General features: G+C 55.8%; 1 protein-coding gene. It reads left to right on the forward strand.

The features are described 5' to 3' along the window. Positions 1 to 265 (forward strand): hypothetical protein (locus AC0L3S_RS39430; RefSeq protein WP_473285360.1); only part of this gene is annotated, 265 nt, incomplete at both ends.

Here is a 265-nt window from a genome sequence, read left to right on the forward strand (position 1 = left end):
GTTCAGCTATCCGCTGGAACGCCATCATGACGGTGCTGCGTGCGTCGAAAAAAGACCTCGAACTGGGCGGCCATATGGCGTCCTTCCAGTCTTCCGCAACCATTTATGATGTGTGCTTTAACCACTTCTTCCGTGCACGCAACGAGCAGGATGGCGGCGACCTGGTTTACTTCCAGGGCCACATCTCCCCGGGCGTGTACGCTCGTGCTTTCCTGGAAGGTCGTCTGACTCAGGAGCAGCTGGATAACTTCCTGACGGAAGTTAT

The organism is Bradyrhizobium sp. Ken01 (assembly GCF_055807355.1).